Raw genomic sequence first — 3,149 nt, forward strand, 5'->3', positions numbered from 1 at the left:
AAAAAATGTGATTATTTATATCAATTACGAGCGATATAAATAGTCGAAATTCACAAGATAATAATCTAGTGAATGAAACTCATAAAAAAGCAAAAAGTACAATAAGCTAAATAAGGGCGTATGGGGAATGCCTAGGCTCTCAGAGGCGATGAAGGACGTGATAAGCTGCGAAAAGCTGCGGGGATTGGCACATACAAATTGATCCGCAGATATCCGAATGGGGCAACCCACTATATTGAAGATATAGTATCCGCAAGGAGGTGAACCCGGAGAACTGAAACATCTAAGTACCCGGAGGAGAAGAAAACAAAAGTGATTCCGTTAGTAGTGGCGAGCGAACGCGGATTAGCCCAAACCAGTGTTGTTACGGCAATACTGGGGTTGTAGGACTGCAATATTCGAGTTATGCTGAATCAGAATTGTTTGGAAAGACAAACCACAGAGGGTGATAGTCCCGTAAGAGTAAAAAGTAATAAGATAGCAGTATCCTGAGTAGTGCGGGGCACGTGAAACCCTGTATGAATCTGTGGGGACCATCCCATAAGGCTAAATACTCCTGAGAGACCGATAGTGAACTAGTACCGTGAGGGAAAGGTGAAAAGAACCCTGAATAAGGGAGTGAAATAGAACCTGAAACCATACGCTTACAAGCGGTCGGAGCCATTTCGGTGGTGACGGCGTGCCTTTTGCATAATGAGCCTACGAGTTACCGTTGCTAGCAAGGTTAAGGTATTAAGTACCGGATCCGTAGCGAAAGCGAGTCTGAATAGGGCGCTATAGTTAGTAGTGGTAGACGCGAAACCGTGTGATCTACCCATGGGCAGGTTGAAGCTGTAGTAACATACAGTGGAGGACCGAACCGGTTGACGTTGAAAAGTCTTCGGATGACCTGTGGGTAGGGGTGAAAGGCCAATCAAACTCGGAAATAGCTCGTACTCCCCGAAATGCATTTAGGTGCAGCGTTGATTAATAGTTTTATAGAGGTAGAGCTACTGATTGGATGCGGGGGCTTCACCGCCTACCAATTCCTGACAAACTCCGAATGCTATAAAATGTTTATCAGCAGTGAGGGCATGGGTGCTAAGGTCCATGTCCGAGAGGGAAAGAACCCAGACCATCAGCTAAGGTCCCCAAATGTATGCTAAGTTGAAAAAACGCGGTTGAACTGCTTTGACAGCTAGGATGTTGGCTTGGAAGCAGCCATTCATTTAAAGAGTGCGTAACAGCTCACTAGTCGAGCGGTTCGGCATGGATAATAATCGGGCATAAGTATACTACCGAAGCTATGGACAATTTATTGTGGTAGGGGAGCATTCTAACAGGGTTGAAGGTGTGATGTGAGTCATGCTGGACTGGTTAGAAAAGAAAATGTAGGCATAAGTAACGATAATGCGGGCGAGAAACCCGCACTCCGAAAGACTAAGGTTTCCTCAGCTATGCTAATCAGCTGAGGGTTAGTCGGGACCTAACGCGAACCCGAAAGGGGTAGTGGATGGACAACAGGTTAATATTCCTGTACCTGCTCTAATTAAAAGTGACGGAGGCGTAAATTTGGTGCGAACTGACGGAATAGTTCGTTGAAGCCAGTGGTAACACGGCGATAGTACACTAAGGCTTCGGCTGCGGTGATAATCCAGAGTAGCGACTTCCAAGAAAAGCGATAGAAGCAGCCCGTACCCTAAACCGACACAGGTAGTTGGGATGAGTATTCTAAGGAGCTCGAGAGATTCATGGCTAAGGAATTAGGCAAAATAGACCCGTAACTTCGGGAGAAGGGTCGCCCCACTCCGGTGGGGCCGCAGTGAAAAGGTCCAGGCGACTGTTTATCAAAAACACAGGGCTATGCTAAATTGAAAGATGACGTATATGGCCTGACACCTGCCCGGTGCTGGAAGGTTAAGTGGAGGGTTTAGCTTCGGCGAAGATCTTAAATGAAGCCCCAGTAAACGGCGGCCGTAACTATAACGGTCCTAAGGTAGCGAAATTCCTTGTCGGGTAAGTTCCGACCTGCACGAATGGTGCAACGATCTGGACACTGTCTCAGCCATGAGCTCGGTGAAATTGTAGTATCGGTGAAGATGCCGATTACCCGCTGTGGGACGAAAAGACCCCGTGCACCTTTACTATAGCTTAGTATTGGTTTTGGATAAGTAATGTGTAGGATAGGTGGGAGACTTCGAAGCAGCGTCGCCAGGCGTTGTGGAGTCATTGTTGAAATACCACCCTTTGCTTATCTAGAGTCTAACCCTGGTTCAGGGGACAGTGCTTGGTGGGTAGTTTGACTGGGGTGGTCGCCTCCAAAAGAGTAACGGAGGCTTCTAAAGGTACCCTCAGCACGCTTGGTAACCGTGCGTAGAGTGCAATGGCATAAGGGTGCTTGACTGAGAGACCTACAAGTCGATCAGGTTGGAAACAAGAGCATAGTGATCCGGTGGTTCCGCATGGAAGGGCCATCGCTCAAAGGATAAAAGGTACGCCGGGGATAACAGGCTGATCTCCCCCAAGAGCTCATATCGACGGGGGGGTTTGGCACCTCGATGTCGGCTCGTCACATCCTGGGGCTGGAGAAGGTCCCAAGGGTTGGGCTGTTCGCCCATTAAAGTGGCACGCGAGCTGGGTTCAGAACGTCGTGAGACAGTTCGGTCTCTATCTACAGTGGGCGTTAGAAATTTGAGTGGATCTGACTCTAGTACGAGAGGACCGAGTTGGACTAACCTCTGGTGTATCTGTTGTCGCGCCAGCGGCATTGCAGAGTAGCTACGTTGGGAAGGGATAAGCGCTGAAAGCATATAAGCGCGAAACCCACCACAAGATGAGATTTCTTTAAAGGGTCGTAGGAGATGACTACGTTGATAGGCTACAGGTGTAAAGGCAGTAATGTCATAGCCGAGTAGTACTAATAACCCATAGGCTTATTGTACGCCTGTTTTTTTAAAGAGTACAGTTTTTTTAAAAGTAATACATGTATGTTTTTTCAATATGTTAAAATATAAGCGCGTGATGCGCGGTTGATGTTTAAGATACACCAACCTAAAATTTAAGGTGATTATAGCGACGGGGCTCACCTCTTACCATTCCGAACAGAGTAGTTAAGCCCGTTAGCGCCGATGGTACTGCATCCGTGGGAGAGTAGGTCGTTGCCTTTTTTG

The 3,149-nt window shown here is 47.4% G+C and carries 2 rRNA genes; both read left to right on the top strand.

From position 1 onward, the window contains the following. Positions 1 to 99 precede the first annotated feature (99 nt). Positions 100 to 2,920: ribosomal RNA gene (locus tag ICJ85_RS15925) — 23S ribosomal RNA — on the top strand. A 118-nt stretch (positions 2,921 to 3,038) separates the two neighbouring features. Continuing rightward, positions 3,039 to 3,146, top strand: a 5S ribosomal RNA gene (gene rrf, locus ICJ85_RS15930). Positions 3,147 to 3,149: the final 3 nt, after the last annotated feature.

It is taken from the genome of Aestuariibaculum marinum (genome assembly GCF_014596975.1).
GTDB lineage: Bacteria > Bacteroidota > Bacteroidia > Flavobacteriales > Flavobacteriaceae > Aestuariibaculum > Aestuariibaculum marinum.